Source organism: Bacillus sp. EB106-02-03-XG38 (genome assembly GCF_058792175.1).
This window is the reverse complement of the sequence record NZ_JBYTED010000006.1, coordinates 104,429-118,853: the sequence shown is the minus strand read 5'-3', so window position 1 is coordinate 118,853 and position 14,425 is coordinate 104,429. Positions and strand designations below refer to the sequence as shown.

14 protein-coding genes are annotated in these 14,425 nt (G+C 37.9%); 4 read left to right on the top strand and 10 right to left on the bottom strand.

Annotated features, from left to right (window positions below):
* The first annotated feature begins 217 nt into the window (after positions 1 to 217).
* Complete coding sequence (locus AC3WTI_RS23420; protein ID WP_087958582.1) at positions 218 to 1,288, top strand: M24 family metallopeptidase; 1,071 nt, start codon at positions 218 to 220, stop codon at positions 1,286 to 1,288.
* Positions 1,289 to 1,371: 83 nt separating this feature from the next.
* Positions 1,372 to 1,896, top strand: a complete 525-nt coding sequence (locus tag AC3WTI_RS23415) for a DinB family protein (protein ID WP_087958581.1) — start codon at positions 1,372 to 1,374, stop codon at positions 1,894 to 1,896.
* A gap of 89 nt (positions 1,897 to 1,985) precedes the next feature.
* Here AC3WTI_RS23415 and AC3WTI_RS23410 read toward each other — a convergent pair whose 3' ends face one another.
* Positions 1,986 to 2,297 carry a YoqO family protein gene (locus AC3WTI_RS23410; protein WP_097840540.1) on the bottom strand — a complete coding sequence of 104 codons (312 nt, stop codon included), beginning with the start codon at positions 2,295 to 2,297 and terminating at the stop codon, positions 1,986 to 1,988.
* Positions 2,298 to 2,312: 15 nt separating this feature from the next.
* A complete protein-coding gene (locus AC3WTI_RS23405) occupies positions 2,313 to 2,678 on the bottom strand; it encodes a YoqO family protein (protein ID WP_097840541.1) in 366 nt (121 codons plus the stop codon).
* Positions 2,679 to 2,844: 166 nt separating this feature from the next.
* Here AC3WTI_RS23405 and AC3WTI_RS23400 point away from each other — a divergent pair, with 166 nt between their 5' ends.
* Together AC3WTI_RS23400 and AC3WTI_RS23395 are read left to right on the top strand one after the other, a co-directional pair.
* Positions 2,845 to 4,230: a hypothetical protein gene (locus AC3WTI_RS23400; protein WP_097840542.1), complete on the top strand. Its 1,386-nt coding sequence runs from the start codon at positions 2,845 to 2,847 to the stop codon at positions 4,228 to 4,230.
* A 165-nt stretch (positions 4,231 to 4,395) separates the two neighbouring features.
* Positions 4,396 to 4,650, top strand: coding sequence for a YbeF family protein (locus AC3WTI_RS23395; protein WP_001003944.1), 255 nt, complete (start codon positions 4,396 to 4,398; stop codon positions 4,648 to 4,650).
* 113 nt (positions 4,651 to 4,763) lie between these two features.
* Here the strand turns inward: AC3WTI_RS23395 and pyrE are convergent, their stop codons facing one another.
* Genes pyrE through pyrB form a run of 8 tightly spaced genes read right to left on the bottom strand, consistent with a single transcriptional unit; the run spans position 4,764 to position 14,277 of the window.
* A complete protein-coding gene (gene pyrE, locus AC3WTI_RS23390; protein ID WP_000711449.1) occupies positions 4,764 to 5,396 on the bottom strand; it encodes an orotate phosphoribosyltransferase in 633 nt (210 codons plus the stop codon).
* Positions 5,393 to 6,109 carry an orotidine-5'-phosphate decarboxylase gene (pyrF, locus tag AC3WTI_RS23385; protein WP_000083496.1) on the bottom strand — a complete coding sequence of 239 codons (717 nt, stop codon included), beginning with the start codon at positions 6,107 to 6,109 and terminating at the stop codon, positions 5,393 to 5,395. The genes pyrE and pyrF overlap by 4 nt, the downstream gene beginning before the upstream one ends.
* Positions 6,094 to 7,023 carry a dihydroorotate oxidase B catalytic subunit gene (pyrD, locus tag AC3WTI_RS23380; RefSeq protein ID WP_001081057.1) on the bottom strand — a complete coding sequence of 310 codons (930 nt, stop codon included), beginning with the start codon at positions 7,021 to 7,023 and terminating at the stop codon, positions 6,094 to 6,096. The genes pyrF and pyrD overlap by 16 nt, the downstream gene beginning before the upstream one ends.
* Positions 7,020 to 7,799 carry a dihydroorotate oxidase B electron transfer subunit gene (pyrK, locus tag AC3WTI_RS23375; RefSeq protein WP_000983353.1) on the bottom strand — a complete coding sequence of 260 codons (780 nt, stop codon included), beginning with the start codon at positions 7,797 to 7,799 and terminating at the stop codon, positions 7,020 to 7,022. The genes pyrD and pyrK overlap by 4 nt, the downstream gene beginning before the upstream one ends.
* Positions 7,796 to 11,014: a carbamoyl-phosphate synthase large subunit gene (carB, locus tag AC3WTI_RS23370; RefSeq protein WP_087958577.1), complete on the bottom strand. Its 3,219-nt coding sequence runs from the start codon at positions 11,012 to 11,014 to the stop codon at positions 7,796 to 7,798. The genes pyrK and carB overlap by 4 nt, the downstream gene beginning before the upstream one ends.
* Positions 10,999 to 12,096, bottom strand: a complete 1,098-nt coding sequence (locus AC3WTI_RS23365; RefSeq protein ID WP_000828668.1) for a carbamoyl phosphate synthase small subunit — start codon at positions 12,094 to 12,096, stop codon at positions 10,999 to 11,001. The genes carB and AC3WTI_RS23365 overlap by 16 nt, the downstream gene beginning before the upstream one ends.
* Positions 12,093 to 13,379 (bottom strand): dihydroorotase, encoded by a 1,287-nt coding sequence (gene pyrC / locus AC3WTI_RS23360; protein WP_087958576.1) that lies wholly within the window; start codon positions 13,377 to 13,379, stop codon positions 12,093 to 12,095. Before pyrC ends, AC3WTI_RS23365 begins: the two co-directional genes overlap by 4 nt.
* Positions 13,363 to 14,277, bottom strand: coding sequence for an aspartate carbamoyltransferase (gene pyrB, locus AC3WTI_RS23355; RefSeq protein ID WP_087958575.1), 915 nt, complete (start codon positions 14,275 to 14,277; stop codon positions 13,363 to 13,365). Before pyrB ends, pyrC begins: the two co-directional genes overlap by 17 nt.
* Positions 14,278 to 14,425: the final 148 nt, after the last annotated feature.

Here is a 14,425-nt window from a genome sequence, read left to right as displayed (position 1 = left end):
TTTAGTTGCTATATCCATTCCATATTGTCAAAAAAATTGACAGTTTCATTTCACATTTGTATAAAATTTTTTACAACATGTAAATAACGTACAAGTGCAACTCCAATCAATATTTTTATCTCCCCTAAAATATATGTTGCCCCTACCATACTTTCTTCAAATATACATCTTGGCACACTATTTGCTTTATTCAATACTGTGAATAGGGGGAATTAACATGACTTTAAAAATTAATAAAATCCAAAATCAACTACAAAACTATGAAATCGACGGATTGCTTATTACAAAAAAAGAAAACCGCCAATATGCAACTGGCTTTACAGGTAGCGCTGGCGTCGTCTTACTCTCTGCGGATAAAGCTGTTTTTATAACTGATTTTCGCTATGTTGATCAAGCGAAATCACAAATAAAAGGTGCTGAAATTATTATGCATGAAGGAAATTTAGAAAAAGAAATTGCAAATCAAGTATTGAAATTAAACATTCAAAAACTCGGAATTGAAGAAAACAACATGACATTGCAACAATATAAGAACTTACAAAAATACGTACATGTAGAAATGGTTCAAGTGTGCGAAATCATCGAAAATATTCGTATCATTAAAGACACGCCTGAAATAGAAACAATGAAAATCGCAGCTAATATTGCTGACGAAGCATTTCACCACATCCTTACGTTTCTAAAACCAGGAATAAGTGAAAATGATGTACGAGATGAATTAGAATTTTTCATGCGAAAAAAAGGGGCTACATCCTCTTCATTCCAAATCATTGTAGCTTCTGGCGTTCGTTCTTCTCTTCCTCATGGAGTTGCATCAAATAAAATAATCGAACGAGGCGACGTCGTTACATTAGATTTCGGTGCACTTTACGATGGATATTGTTCTGATATAACTCGTACTGTAGCAATCGGGGAACCATCAGAAGAATTCAAAAAAATATACAATGTTGTACGAGAAGCGTTAAAACGTGGAACGGAAGCAATTAAACCTGGGGAAACGGCGAAAAGTATCGATGATATAACGAGAGATTACATTACTGAGCATGGATACGGCCAATATTTTGGACACTCTACTGGTCATGGTCTTGGGTTAGAAATACATGAACCTCTTCGCTTATCCCAAGAAAGTAAGGCTACTTTAGAAGAAGGTATGGTTGTTACAGTTGAACCTGGTATTTACATTCCGAACTGGGGCGGTTGTAGAATTGAAGACGATATCGTCATTACAAAAGATGGATATGAAGTGATTACAAAATCAAATCGAGAACTAATTGTTATTCCTTGTTGAAATCACGACCTTTTTTAAAGGAGTTTTTCGTTGCACATAGAATCCTTTCTCTGGAGTCATCGTTTAAAGAGGGGGAATTTAAATTGAATTTTGTAATTGATAAGATAGATGGTTTACAGCCTGAATTTTCAAAACTTGTTTCCATGATGAATTACGCTCGCTATACAACAATGCAAGCGGTGGAAGGTTTAACAATTGAAGAACTTGATTATTTATATGATGAAGATGCAAATTCAATTGGCATGTTATTGTATCATATGGCCGCTATTGAATTTTACTACCAGATTCATACTTTTGAAGACCGTGAACCAACGGAATCTGAATTAGAGCGGTGGTTACCTGCTATTGAGTTAGGAGATCTTGGACGCGAGAAAATAAAAGGAAACACTATTGAATTTTACATAAACACATTACAAGAAGTACGTTCCAAGACGATTGAGACTTTTCAATCGTTACCTGATGAATGGCTATTTAAAACGACAGATTTTTGGTATGACAAACCAGCAAACAACTATTTTAAGTGGTTTCACGTATTTGAAGATGAGATTAACCATCGCGGACAAATTCGTTTAGTTAAAAAGATGCAAAAAGCTCATTCAGTAAAATGAGAAAATGCCACCGAATAAGGTGGCATTTTCTTTTATTCATTAACGAATAACTTTTCGTTTATTTTTTTAGCGATTACCGCTACCGACACTCATATACATATTAAATATAGCAATTTCGCAATAAATAACCACCCTTGAAACATTACAATTCCGTCTATGATCTCATTCCCTTTCAATAATAAAAACGGAATTGTGCTAATGATAATGACAAACTCAATGCTGAAAACAATTTTCTTCTTTCGGCTATATGCTTTCCATTCATTCCAGCGATACATAGGTGCAAAAATCAATACTCCTATACATAATATAATCGGTATCCATTCACTTTTAAGAAATTGCCCTGAAATAACTGATAATAGTAAACAAACAAGCGTGCCATAATACCCTATTTTCTCTCTCATTCATACTCCCCCATTCTACTTCTCCTTTAATATGTAGCTTGCTATGCTTATAACAATTTTTAGAAAAATAACAACGACAATTACAAGATAAAGACCTTTTGCAGACGACATCCATTCTTGAAAAATAGACATTTTCTCCATTCGTTTCTGCCCTTCTATTAAAATAACCCCTATAAAAAATGAGCAAACAACAATGGTACCTATCATAATTCCGATACTTTTCTTACTATTTTGTTTCATATCTTCCCAGTTATATAGCAGTACAAAAACAAATCCGAAAACAGGTATGATACTAATCCATTCATTGTTTGTAAATAGATTTAAAATGATTAATAGACCACAAGAGAGGATGAATCCCCAAAATCCAATTTTTTTGCGCATAAGCCCTCCTTCAATTCCATTTTTAGGATTAATTGTATTGTAACATCCATTTATCATTCTTACCCTTACAGTACATGAAATTTCACTTTTTTCTGTTTCCTATACTCACATACTTTCACTGCTTTCATACAATAAACTACACGAACGCCTAAAGGATGTGAATGTTATGGGAGTTGAATTAACGCTGTTACATGCTCTCTATATTCTTTGTTTACTCACTATTATTACCTTTTTTATTCTCCGGAAAGATACGACGATTATTTGTATCGTTTTTATTTTTTTATTAGCATTAACTGCAACAAGTTCTATCCCTCTTGCCATTAGCGGTATTTTTCAGAGTTTCATTTATGCTATTACTGAACTATTACCAACTATATTAATCATCTCCATTATCGTATCAATGAGCAATCTACTCGTTCATACTGGTATAAATGACACGATGATTTCACCGTTTACAAAGATGATTCGTACCCCTACCCTCGCCTATTGGATTATCGGCCTTTTAATGATGACAATTTCTTTCTTCTTTTGGCCTTCTCCAGCTGTCGCTTTAATGGGAGCTATTTTATTACCCGTCGCTGTACGCGTCGGCCTTCCGCCAATTGGAGTTGCCATTGCTATGAACTTATTCGGGCACGGCATCGCCTTATCAGGTGACTTCGTTATTCAAGGTGCACCGAAATTGACTGCGGATGCTGCTGGTCTTCCTGTTTCCAGCGTTGTTTCCGCCAGTGTTCCGCTCGTAATTGTTATGGGCATTGTGACAACTTCCGTCGCATTTTTCTTCTTACGAAAAGAATTTCATACAGACTTATCGATGCAAGAATCTATTCCATCAACCGCGTCTTCTAAATCGCTCACTTCATTATCTTCTCGGACAAAAAAATGGCTCGCTATTTGCATCCCGATCGTATATGCCATCGATATCCTTTGCATGATTCAATTTAAACTACAAGGAAGCGATGCAACTGCACTGATCGGCGGGACGACTGTTATTATGATTATCATCATTTCTCTCATCGCCTACAAAGGAAATGGACTAAATAAAACGACCGATTATTTTATAGAAGGGCTCCAGTTTGGATTTAAAATCTTCGGTCCAGTTATCCCAATTGCTGCACTCTTTTATTTAGGAGATAGCGGTTTTGTAAAAATTATTGGAGACTATTTACCGAAAGGTTCACACGGAATCATTAACGACTTAGGAATCGCTTTGTCTCAAACAGTTCCTTTAAATCAATATGTATCAGCGGGAACATTAACTATCGTTGGTGTCATAACAGGATTAGATGGATCTGGTTTTTCCGGTATATCGCTTGCTGGCTCAATCGCCAATCTTTTTGGAACAGCGCTTGGACATGGAACAGCTACATTAACAGCACTCGGGCAAATTGCTGCCATATGGACCGGAGGAGGAACTTTAATTCCTTGGGCACTTATTCCTGCCGCTGCCATTTGTAAAGTGGATCCATTTGAACTCGCACGCCGAAACTTTTTACCAGTTGTAATTGGCTTAATTGTCACCACGATCGTTGCGATGTTTATTCTATAGCGTAAGCAAGTTTTCTCTTGCTTACGCTTTTTACTTTGAAATCCAGCATTTATTACTGACTTTCAAAAGGAATTATTTACATGTTAGCGAAGTTATATTAAGAGAGTATTTTAAAAAAACGTTTACGAGAAACAGATTACTTCCATTAGAAAAGGGGACATAACTATGAATGAATTGATTTTCGTCTTATTAATTTGTCCGTTACTTATCTTTATCGTTTCTGTTATTGGAACACGTCGAACGAAAACGTATTACGTAATGCCGATTGTAACGTTTGCTAGTTTTTTAATAATAGGTGTTATCGCCTTTACTCCAAAATTCTTCTTTTGGGTTGGCATGTATAGCATCTTCTCATTTATTGTTTCTTATATGACTTTATTGTTTGTGAGAGGATATGAAGTTGCGGAAAACGCTAAGTAGTTGTTAGCAAGGAGATTATCATATGATTTTCTTTGATATTGATGGAACTTTACTTGAAGCTTTAACAATAATATAAAAAACGACCGCGTTCCCCCACGGTCGTTTTTTTCGTGTTACGCTGTGATCCAAGCTTCGTTAGCTGGATTTTTACGCCACTCTTGTAATTTTTTCGTTTCAGCTTGTCCGATCATACCTTTTTCTGCCGCTACTTCAGTTAATGCACTGTAGTCGCTTAAAGAGTATGATGCTACGTTAGCTGCTTCTAGCTTTTCTTTTCCTGCTTCAAGCTCGTATGTGAAGATTGATACGATTCCTAATACTTCACAGCCAGCTTCGCGAAGTGCTTCTACACATGTAATTGCACTACCGCCAGTTGAAATTAGGTCCTCTACTACTACTACCTTTTGACCTTTTTCAGCTTTTCCTTCGATTTGGTTCCCTTTACCGTGACCTTTTGCTTTACTACGTACGTAGCACATTGGTAAATCCATACGATCACTTACCCATGCAGCGTGCGCAATACCAGCAGTTGCTGTTCCTGCAATAACTTCTACAGTTGGGAAGTGCTCTTTAATTAACTCTTCTAATCCAGCTGCAATCGCTTGACGTACTTTTGGATAAGATAAAGTTAAACGGTTATCACAATAAATTGGTGATTTCATACCTGAAGACCAAGTGAATGGATCGTTCGGTTGTAAAAATACTGCTCCAATTTCTAATAAATGCGATGCGATTTCTTTTTTCATACTGTTACACCTTCCCACTGTTGTTTTACTGTTTTATAAGCTTCAAGCGGATTTTCTGCTTTTGTAATACTACGTCCAACTACGATATAGCTTGAGCCAAGTTCCCTCGCACGTTTCGGTGTTGCTACGCGCACCTGGTCATTTACATCATCGCTTGCAAGACGAATCCCCGGTGTTACTGTTACAAATTCATTTCCGCATACTTCACGTAATTTTGGAACTTCAAGTGTTGAACAAACAACGCCATCAAGTCCACTTTCTTTCGTTAGTTTTGCATAATGAGCAACCGCTTCTTCTAACGTTTTCTCAATGCCAATCTCTTTTTTCATCATAGCTTCCGAAGTGCTTGTTAGTTGTGTAACTGCAATACAAATCGGTCTCTCTTTTCCTTCCTGCTTACCTTCCTCTAATCCCTCAATCGCAGCTTTCATCATACTGCTTCCCCCAGCAGCATGAACATTTACCATGTCAACATCTAGACTAGCTAGGCTACGCATAGCGCTTTTTACTGTATTCGGAATATCATGAAGTTTTAAATCTAGAAAGATCTTATGTCCTTTTTCTTTTAAGTACGTAATAATCGCAGGACCTTCTTTATAAAATAACTCCATACCAACTTTGACAAATAGCTCTTCCCCTTCAAAGTGGCGCAAGAATTGTTCTACATCTTGTTTCCCTGGAAAATCTAGTGCAACGATTAACGACTGTGACATGTTTGCTTCCAGCTCCTTCCTTGGCATTCCGAAATGTGATCAAATCCTAATTCATCTAGTAATGCTGGTAACTCTTCAATAATTGTCGGACATACGAACGGATCAATAAAGTTCGCTGTACCTACTGCAACTGCGCTTGCGCCAGCATAGAAGAATTCAATTACATCTTCCGCTGTCTCAATACCACCCATTCCGATAATCGGAATGTTTACCGCTTGGCTTACTTCATGTACCATACGAATTGCTACTGGCTTAATCGCAGGACCTGATAATCCACCTGTACGGTTTGCTAAAATTGGTTTAGCTGTTTTTAAATCTAGACGCATACCAAGCAATGTATTAATCATCGTTAAACCATCTGCACCTGCATTTTCAATCGCTTTTGCAATTTCCACAATGTTTGCCACGTTCGGTGACAACTTCACGTATACAGGTACTTCAGAAACCTCTTTTACTCGCTTCGTTAAATCAGCAGCAATTTCAGGATTTGTACCAAAGGCGATACCACCTGTTTTTACGTTCGGACAAGAAATATTTAATTCTAGTGCATGGACATTAGGCGCTTTAGAAATTTCTTTTGCAACCGCTACGTAATCCTCAGCTTGTGAGCCTGCAACGTTCGCAATGATTGGAAGATCAAATTGTTCTAACCATGGTAATTCAGAATTCATTACTTTTTCTAACCCTGGGTTTTGAAGTCCGATTGCATTTAACATACCGCCCGGTGTTTCAGCAACACGAGGCGTTGGATTTCCATAACGTGGTTGTTCTGTCGTCGCTTTAATCATGATTGATCCTAGTACACTTAAATCGTAAAACTGTGCATATTCACGACCAAATCCAAAGCATCCAGATGCCGGTATAATTGGATTTTTTAATGATAATCCTGGTAATTCAACTTGCAATCTGTTCATAGTACAACCTCCCCGATTGGAAATACTGGTCCGTCGCTACACACCTTCTTGTAAGAATGTCCACTTGGATCTTCTTGTAAGTGGCATACACATGCGAAACAAGCTCCAATACCACAGCCCATACGTTCTTCTAAAGAAATATAAGCTTTTTTCTCTTTGTAACGTCCTTCTAATGCACGAAGCATCGCTAACGGACCACATGAATAAAGAATATCAAAGTCAATTCCGTAATTATCAATTACATCTGTGACAAATCCTTTTGTACCGTGTGTACCGTCTACTGTCGCAACGTAAGTATCACCAAGTTCTGCAAATTTTTCTTCATAGAAAACTACATCTTTCGTTTGAAAACCTAGGATGTGAATTACGCGTACTCCTTTTGCAACAAGGCGCTGTGATAATTCATAAAGTGGTGGTACACCAATTCCCCCGCCTACTAGTAAAGCTGTTTGACCAGCTTCTGCTTCTTCTACAGGAAAACCGTGTCCTAATGGTCCTAGTACGTCTACCAATTCACCTTGTTTTCTAGTTGCTAATGTTTTTGTCCCTTGTCCTTCCGCACGGTATAGCATTGTAAATTCGTTCTTCTCTTGATCTACATTACAAATACTAATCGGGCGGCGCAGAAGGGGCGCAATGCCCTCTGCTACCTTAATGTGTACAAACTGCCCTGGTTCGTTCATTTGCTGTACTAACGTTCCTTGAAGCACTAATTCGTAAATGTTTTTTGCGATTTCTTTTTGATTAACGACGATCATATTTTGCTTTTGCATCATGCATGTACCACCTCGTGACGCTTTGTTTGCGTAATTTCTTTCATTGAATGAGCTGAGAATGTCATAGATTCTAATACTCGTAAGATTGCTCTCGTTGTATCAAGTGATGTTAAGCAAGCTACACCATTTTCTACTGATTCACGGCGAATGCGGAAACCATCACGCGCTGGTTGTTTACCTTTTGTTAGCGTATTGATTACAAACTGTGCTTTTCCTTGACGGATAATATCTAGTAAGTTGTAGTCTTCAGAATCAATTTTGTTTACAACTTGTACTGGGATATTTTGCTCTGCTAACGATTGTGCTGTTCCAGCTGTTGCTAATAAGTTATAACCGATTTCGTGGAAACGTTTTGCAATTTCCATTGCCTCTTCTTTATCTTTATCTGCTACAGTAATGATTACTGATCCGTGCGTTGGGATGTTAATTCCAGAAGCAACTAATCCTTTGTATAATGCTTTTTCAAGCGTTAAGTCTTTACCCATTACTTCCCCTGTTGATTTCATTTCAGGTCCTAATGTTGTATCAACTGAGCGTAGTTTCGCGAATGAGAATACCGGAGCTTTTACATATACTTCTTTTTCTTCTGGGTGATAACCAGTTCCGTATCCTTGCGCTACTAGGTCTTGCCCTAAAATAACTTTCGTTGCAACGTTCGCCATTGGTACACCTGTAATTTTACTTAAGAATGGTACTGTACGGCTCGCACGTGGGTTTACTTCGATTACATACACTTGATCTTCGAATACTACAAACTGGATATTTAGTAATCCAACAATGTTTAATCCTTTTCCAAGTGCAATTGTATGTTCAATAATTTGTTCTTTTAATTTGTCAGATAAGCTTTGTGGTGGGTATACTCCAATTGAGTCACCAGAGTGAACTCCAGCACGTTCAATATGTTCCATAATACCTGGAATGAATACATTCTCACCGTCTGAAATTGCATCTACTTCAATTTCTTTACCAACCATATAACGGTCGATTAATACCGGGTGATCAGCGTGAACTTTAACTGCATTTTTCATGTAGTGCAACAGTTCTTCTTGACGATATACGATTTCCATCGCGCGTCCACCTAGTACGTAAGATGGTCTTACTAATACTGGGTAACCAATTTTGTCAGCGATTGCTACTGCTTGCTCTACAGTCGTTGCTGTTTTACCGACTGGTTGCGGGATACCAAGCTGTGTTAGCGCTGCTTCAAACTTATCACGATCTTCTGCGCGATCTAAATCTTCAAGTGATGTTCCTAAGATTTTCACACCGTGAGCTTCTAATTTAGCAGCTAAGTTAATTGCCGTTTGTCCACCGAACTGAACGATAACACCTTCTGGTTTTTCTAAATCGATAATGTGCATTACATCTTCAATCGTTAATGGTTCAAAGTATAATTTGTCAGAAATACTGAAGTCTGTTGAAACTGTTTCTGGGTTGTTATTAACAATGATTGCCTCATATCCAGCTTCTTTAATTGCCCATACTGAGTGAACTGTTGCATAGTCAAACTCAACACCTTGACCGATACGGATCGGACCAGACCCTAGAACTACTACACTCTTACGATCTGTTCTAACCGATTCATTCTCGTCACCATATGTGCTGTAGTAGTATGGTGTTGCAGATTCAAACTCTGCCGCACAAGTATCTACCATTTTATAAACCGGAGTTATATTGCTTTCTTTACGCATATCGTAAATTTCACGCTCTGTTTTCTTCCAAGCATTAGCGATGTAATGGTCACTGAAGCCCATTTCTTTCGCAGTTTGTAGTACTTCCATATTTCCTACATTCGCTTTTACTTCGCGTTCCATGTTTACGATATTTTCTACTTTTTGTAAGAAGAAGAAGTCCATTTCACACCAATCGTTGATTTCTTCTTTCGTTACACCTTGACGAATTGCTTCTGCTACGATAAACAGTCGCTCATCATCAGCTTTTACAATGCGTTTTTTCATTGTTTCTTTATCAAGTTCTTTTAAGTGGTCTAATTCTAGGTGATAAATACCAAGCTCTAAAGAACGAACCGCTTTTAATAATGATTCTTCTAAGTTACGTCCGATTGACATAACTTCACCAGTTGCTTTCATTTGCGTTCCAAGTGTTCTGTTCGCTGATTCAAACTTATCAAATGGCCAGCGGGGAATTTTTGAAACAACATAGTCTAATGCTGGTTCGAAACAAGCATATGTTTTTTGTGTTACTGGATTTATAATTTCATCTAACGTTAAACCGACTGCAATTTTTGCCGCTAGCTTTGCAATTGGATATCCAGTTGCTTTAGATGCTAGTGCAGATGAACGACTTACACGTGGGTTTACTTCAATTACATAGTATTGGAAGCTATGTGGATCAAGTGCCAGCTGAACGTTACATCCACCTTCAATTCCTAATGCACGAATAATTCGTAATGAAGTGTTACGTAACATTTGGTATTCACGGTCACTTAATGTTTGGCTTGGTGCTACAACGATAGAATCACCTGTGTGAACTCCAACTGGATCGATATTTTCCATGTTACATACTACAATCGCGTTATCATTTGAATCACGCATTACTTCATATTCAATTTCCTTACAACCAGCAATACTTTTCTCTAATAAACATTGTGTTACCGGACTATGTTTTAATCCACCTGATACGATTTCAATTAGTTCTTCTTCATTACTACAGATTCCGCCACCTGTTCCACCCATTGTAAATGCTGGGCGAACAATAACTGGATATCCAATTTCTTTTACAAATTCATGTGCTTCTTCTAGCGTATGAATAATTGTACTAGATGGAATTGGTTCATTTAATTCCTGCATTAATGTACGGAATAAATCACGATCTTCTGCTTGCTCAATTGCTGATAATTTTGTTCCTAAAATTTCAACTCCACACTCTTCAAGTATGCCTGATTTCGCAAGTTCAACAGCCATGTTTAAACCTGTTTGACCACCTAATGTTGGTAAGATTGCATCTGGACGTTCTTTACGAATGATACGGCTTACGAATTCTAGTGTTAATGGTTCTATATATACTTTATCTGCTGTTGCAGTATCTGTCATAATTGTTGCTGGGTTAGAGTTAACAAGGATTACTTTGTAACCTTCTTCTCTAAGAGATTGACAAGCTTGTGTACCAGAGTAGTCAAACTCCGCTGCTTGCCCAATTACAATTGGTCCCGATCCGATTACTAAAATTGTGTTAATGTCTAGGCGTTTTGGCATAACTCTTCCCCTTCTTTCTTGAAGTTTTCAATCATTGCTAAGAAATCTTCGAATAAATCGTTTGCATCTTCTGGTCCTGCTGAAGCTTCTGGATGATATTGTACTGTAAATGCTGGGAACTTCGTATGACGAAGACCTTCTACTGTTCCATCATTTAAAGCGACATGTGTAATTTCAAGTTCTGTATTTTTAACTGACTCTTCTTCTACTGCGTAACCATGGTTTTGAGATGTAATTGCTACTTTTCCAGTTGCAAGATGTTTTACTGGATGGTTTAAACCACGGTGACCGAATTTCAATTTACTTGTATTCGCACCAGATGCTAGCGCGAACAATTGATGTCCTAGGCAAATTCCGAATAAAGGAACTTTACCGATAATGTCTTTTAACATTTCAATTGCTTCTGGTACATCTTTTGGATCCCCAGGTCCGTTACTTAACATAATTCCATCTGGGCTAAGTCGTAAAATCTCTTCTGCTGTTGTGTTGTAAGGAACTACAATTACATCACAGTCACGTTTATTTAATTCTCGTAAAATACCATGTTTCATACCGAAGTCTACAAGTACAACGCGATGTCCGCGGCCTGGGCTTGGGTATGGGTCTTTCGTTGATACACGTTTTACATGATCTGTAAATACTGTCGCTTTTAATTGGCTCACGATATATTCTACATCTGCATCCATGTTACAAAGACGTCCGCGTAATGTACCGTATTGACGAATTTTTCTTGTTAATTTTCTCGTATCAATCCCTGCTAATCCTGGGATGTTTCTTTCTTTTAAGTAGTCATTTAACGAAATTTCATTACGGAAGTTTGATGGGTGATCACAAATTTCGTTTACGATTAAACCATTTACAGAAGGGTGAATCGATTCAAAATCGTCACGGTTGATGCCGTAGTTTCCGATTAATGGGTACGTGAATGTTACGATTTGACCGCAATATGATGGATCAGATAATGTTTCTTGATATCCAGTCATTCCTGTTGTAAATACAACCTCACCTGACTTTTCGATTTCTCCTCCGAAACCTTTTCCAATTAATACTGTTCCATCTTCTAAGATAAGTTGTCTTTTCATACTAATGCACTCTCCTTTTGCCATGCGATCTTACCACCAACGATTGTCATTACCGGCCATCCTTGGCACTTCCAACCTGCGAATGGTGTATTTTTTCCTTTTGATAAGAATGTTGTTGGATCAATCTCTTCTTCTTGTTCTAAATCAATGATTGTAATATCAGCTGTTCTACCTTCTTTCAGGCGACCTGCCTCTAAGCCGAATGTATCAGCTGGCTTTTCTGTTAAGAATTGAATTAATTGTTCTAATGTAATAATTCCTTTTTTCACAAGGTTTGTGTATAAAAGCGGGAATGCTGTTTCAAAACCAGTAATTCCGAATGGTGCTCTTTCAATTCCTTGTTCCTTCTCTTCCGCTGTATGCGGTGCATGATCAGTTGCAATCATATCGATTGTTCCATCTAGTAAACCTTCAATTAGTGCTGCGTGATCTTCTTTTCCACGAAGCGGTGGGTTCATTTTAAAGTTAGGATCAGCTGATGGGATATCATCTTCACATAACACTAAGTGATGAGGTGTTACTTCTGCTGTTACTTTAATTCCAGCACGCTTTGCATCACGAATTACGCGTACAGAGCCTTTCGTACTTACGTGGCATACGTGATAGTGACAATCTGCCGCTTCAGCAAGCAATATATCCCTTGCAATATGTACAGATTCACATACTGATGGGATACCGTTTAATCCGTGTTTCTCAGAAAACTTCCCTTCATGTACACAACCTTTATTAATAAGAGTATTCTCTTCACAGTGTGCAACTACTGCCATATTTAATTTCGCTGCACGCTTCATAGCTGCTAACATCATGCTAGCATCTTGTACGCCTACACCGTCATCAGTGAAAGCAAATGCTCCAAGTTCTTTTAATGTTTCGAAATCTGTCATTTCAGAACCCGCTTGGCGTACTGTAATTGCTCCGTATGGTAGTACGTTAACATGCGCTTTCTCTTTAATACGATTTTGCAAGTCTTCCATATGTTCTCTGCAATCTGGTACTGGGCGTGTATTTGGCATTGCACAAATTGTAGTGAATCCACCTTTTGCCGCTGCTAGTGTACCCGTTTCAATTGTTTCTTTATGTTCACCACCTGGTTCACGAAGATGTACGTGTACATCTACTAATCCAGGTGCGATTAACTTTCCGTTCACATCGATTACTTCAGCATTATCTGCCGTAATATTTTCTGCTACCTTAGCGATTTTACCGTCTTGTACGAGAAGATCTGTTGCTACGATTTTTCCTTCTTCATTCATATAACGACCATTTTTAAACAAGTAATTCATGTTTCATTCCTCCTAATACATTTGGTAAGGCGCGTTTTAGTACAGCCATTCTTACGTAAACTCCATTTTCCATTTGTTTAAATATGCGTGAACGCTCACACTCAACAAGTTCACTTGCAATTTCAACATCACGGTTTACAGGAGCTGGATGCATAATAATGCTTCCTTCTTTCATACGCTTTTCTCTTTCCACTGTTAATCCGTGTTTCTCATGATACTCTTTCATAATGTCTGTTTCATAATGATCATGACGCTCATGTTGTACACGAAGTAACATCATTACATCCACTTCTGGAACAAGTTCATCTAATGGTTTATATGTTCCAAATGTGCTATCTTCATCTTTCCACTCTTCTGGGCTTGCAAAGTAAATTGTTGCACCCAGTTTCGTTAATGCTTCTGCATTCGAACGCGCTACTCGGCTATGACGAACATCTCCTACTATCGCAATCTTTAATCCTTCAAATCTTCCAAACTCTTGTTTAATTGTAAGGAGATCGAGTAGGCACTGCGTTGGGTGGTTTCCACATCCATCTCCAGCATTTAAGATTGGGATACTTACCTGATCTTTTAGTTCATCGAAGTAGCGATCTTGCTCATGGCGGACGATTACCGCTTTTGTTCCGATTGATTCTAATGTTCTTATCGTATCGTATAATGTTTCTCCTTTTTGTACGCTAGATGCATCAGCTGAAAAGTTTAAAACATCAAGTCCTAATCTCTTCTCAGCAACCTCAAAGCTAAATCTCGTTCTCGTACTATTCTCAAAGAACAAGTTCGCAACAAAAGTTTGCTCTGTCGTTTTGCTTTCTTTTCCATTCGCAAAATCTTCTGCGTCTTTTAGGATTTCTGAAATTTCTACTTCCGATAATTCACTCATCGTTAACAAATGGCTCATCGTCATCCCTCATCTTTCTGATTTTTATGTTACCACTTTTGTATTTTTATAACAACCTCTGCATAAAAATACCCTAGTCATGTGAGACTAGGGTGCAAGAAAGAAGCCACCCTTTCCGGTCTCACAGGACTGAATTAAAAGGTTATTA

Excerpts from the sequence above, each read along its gene's own strand:
- AC3WTI_RS23420 (WP_087958582.1), top strand. The coding sequence starts at position 218 with ATGACTTTAAAAATTAATAAAATCCAAAATCAACTACAAAACTATGAA.
- AC3WTI_RS23410 (WP_097840540.1), bottom strand. The coding sequence starts at position 2,297 with ATGAGAGAGAAAATAGGGTATTATGGCACGCTTGTTTGTTTACTATTA.
- AC3WTI_RS23405 (WP_097840541.1), bottom strand. The coding sequence starts at position 2,678 with ATGCGCAAAAAAATTGGATTTTGGGGATTCATCCTCTCTTGTGGTCTA.
- AC3WTI_RS23400 (WP_097840542.1), top strand. The coding sequence starts at position 2,845 with ATGGGAGTTGAATTAACGCTGTTACATGCTCTCTATATTCTTTGTTTA.
- AC3WTI_RS23395 (WP_001003944.1), top strand. The coding sequence starts at position 4,396 with ATGAATGAATTGATTTTCGTCTTATTAATTTGTCCGTTACTTATCTTT.
- pyrE (WP_000711449.1), bottom strand. The coding sequence starts at position 5,396 with ATGAAAAAAGAAATCGCATCGCATTTATTAGAAATTGGAGCAGTATTT.
- pyrF (WP_000083496.1), bottom strand. The coding sequence starts at position 6,109 with ATGTCACAGTCGTTAATCGTTGCACTAGATTTTCCAGGGAAACAAGAT.
- pyrD (WP_001081057.1), bottom strand. The coding sequence starts at position 7,023 with ATGAACAGATTGCAAGTTGAATTACCAGGATTATCATTAAAAAATCCA.
- pyrK (WP_000983353.1), bottom strand. The coding sequence starts at position 7,799 with ATGATGCAAAAGCAAAATATGATCGTCGTTAATCAAAAAGAAATCGCA.
- carB (WP_087958577.1), bottom strand. The coding sequence starts at position 11,014 with ATGCCAAAACGCCTAGACATTAACACAATTTTAGTAATCGGATCGGGA.
- AC3WTI_RS23365 (WP_000828668.1), bottom strand. The coding sequence starts at position 12,096 with ATGAAAAGACAACTTATCTTAGAAGATGGAACAGTATTAATTGGAAAA.
- pyrC (WP_087958576.1), bottom strand. The coding sequence starts at position 13,379 with ATGAATTACTTGTTTAAAAATGGTCGTTATATGAATGAAGAAGGAAAA.
- pyrB (WP_087958575.1), bottom strand. The coding sequence starts at position 14,277 with ATGAGCCATTTGTTAACGATGAGTGAATTATCGGAAGTAGAAATTTCA.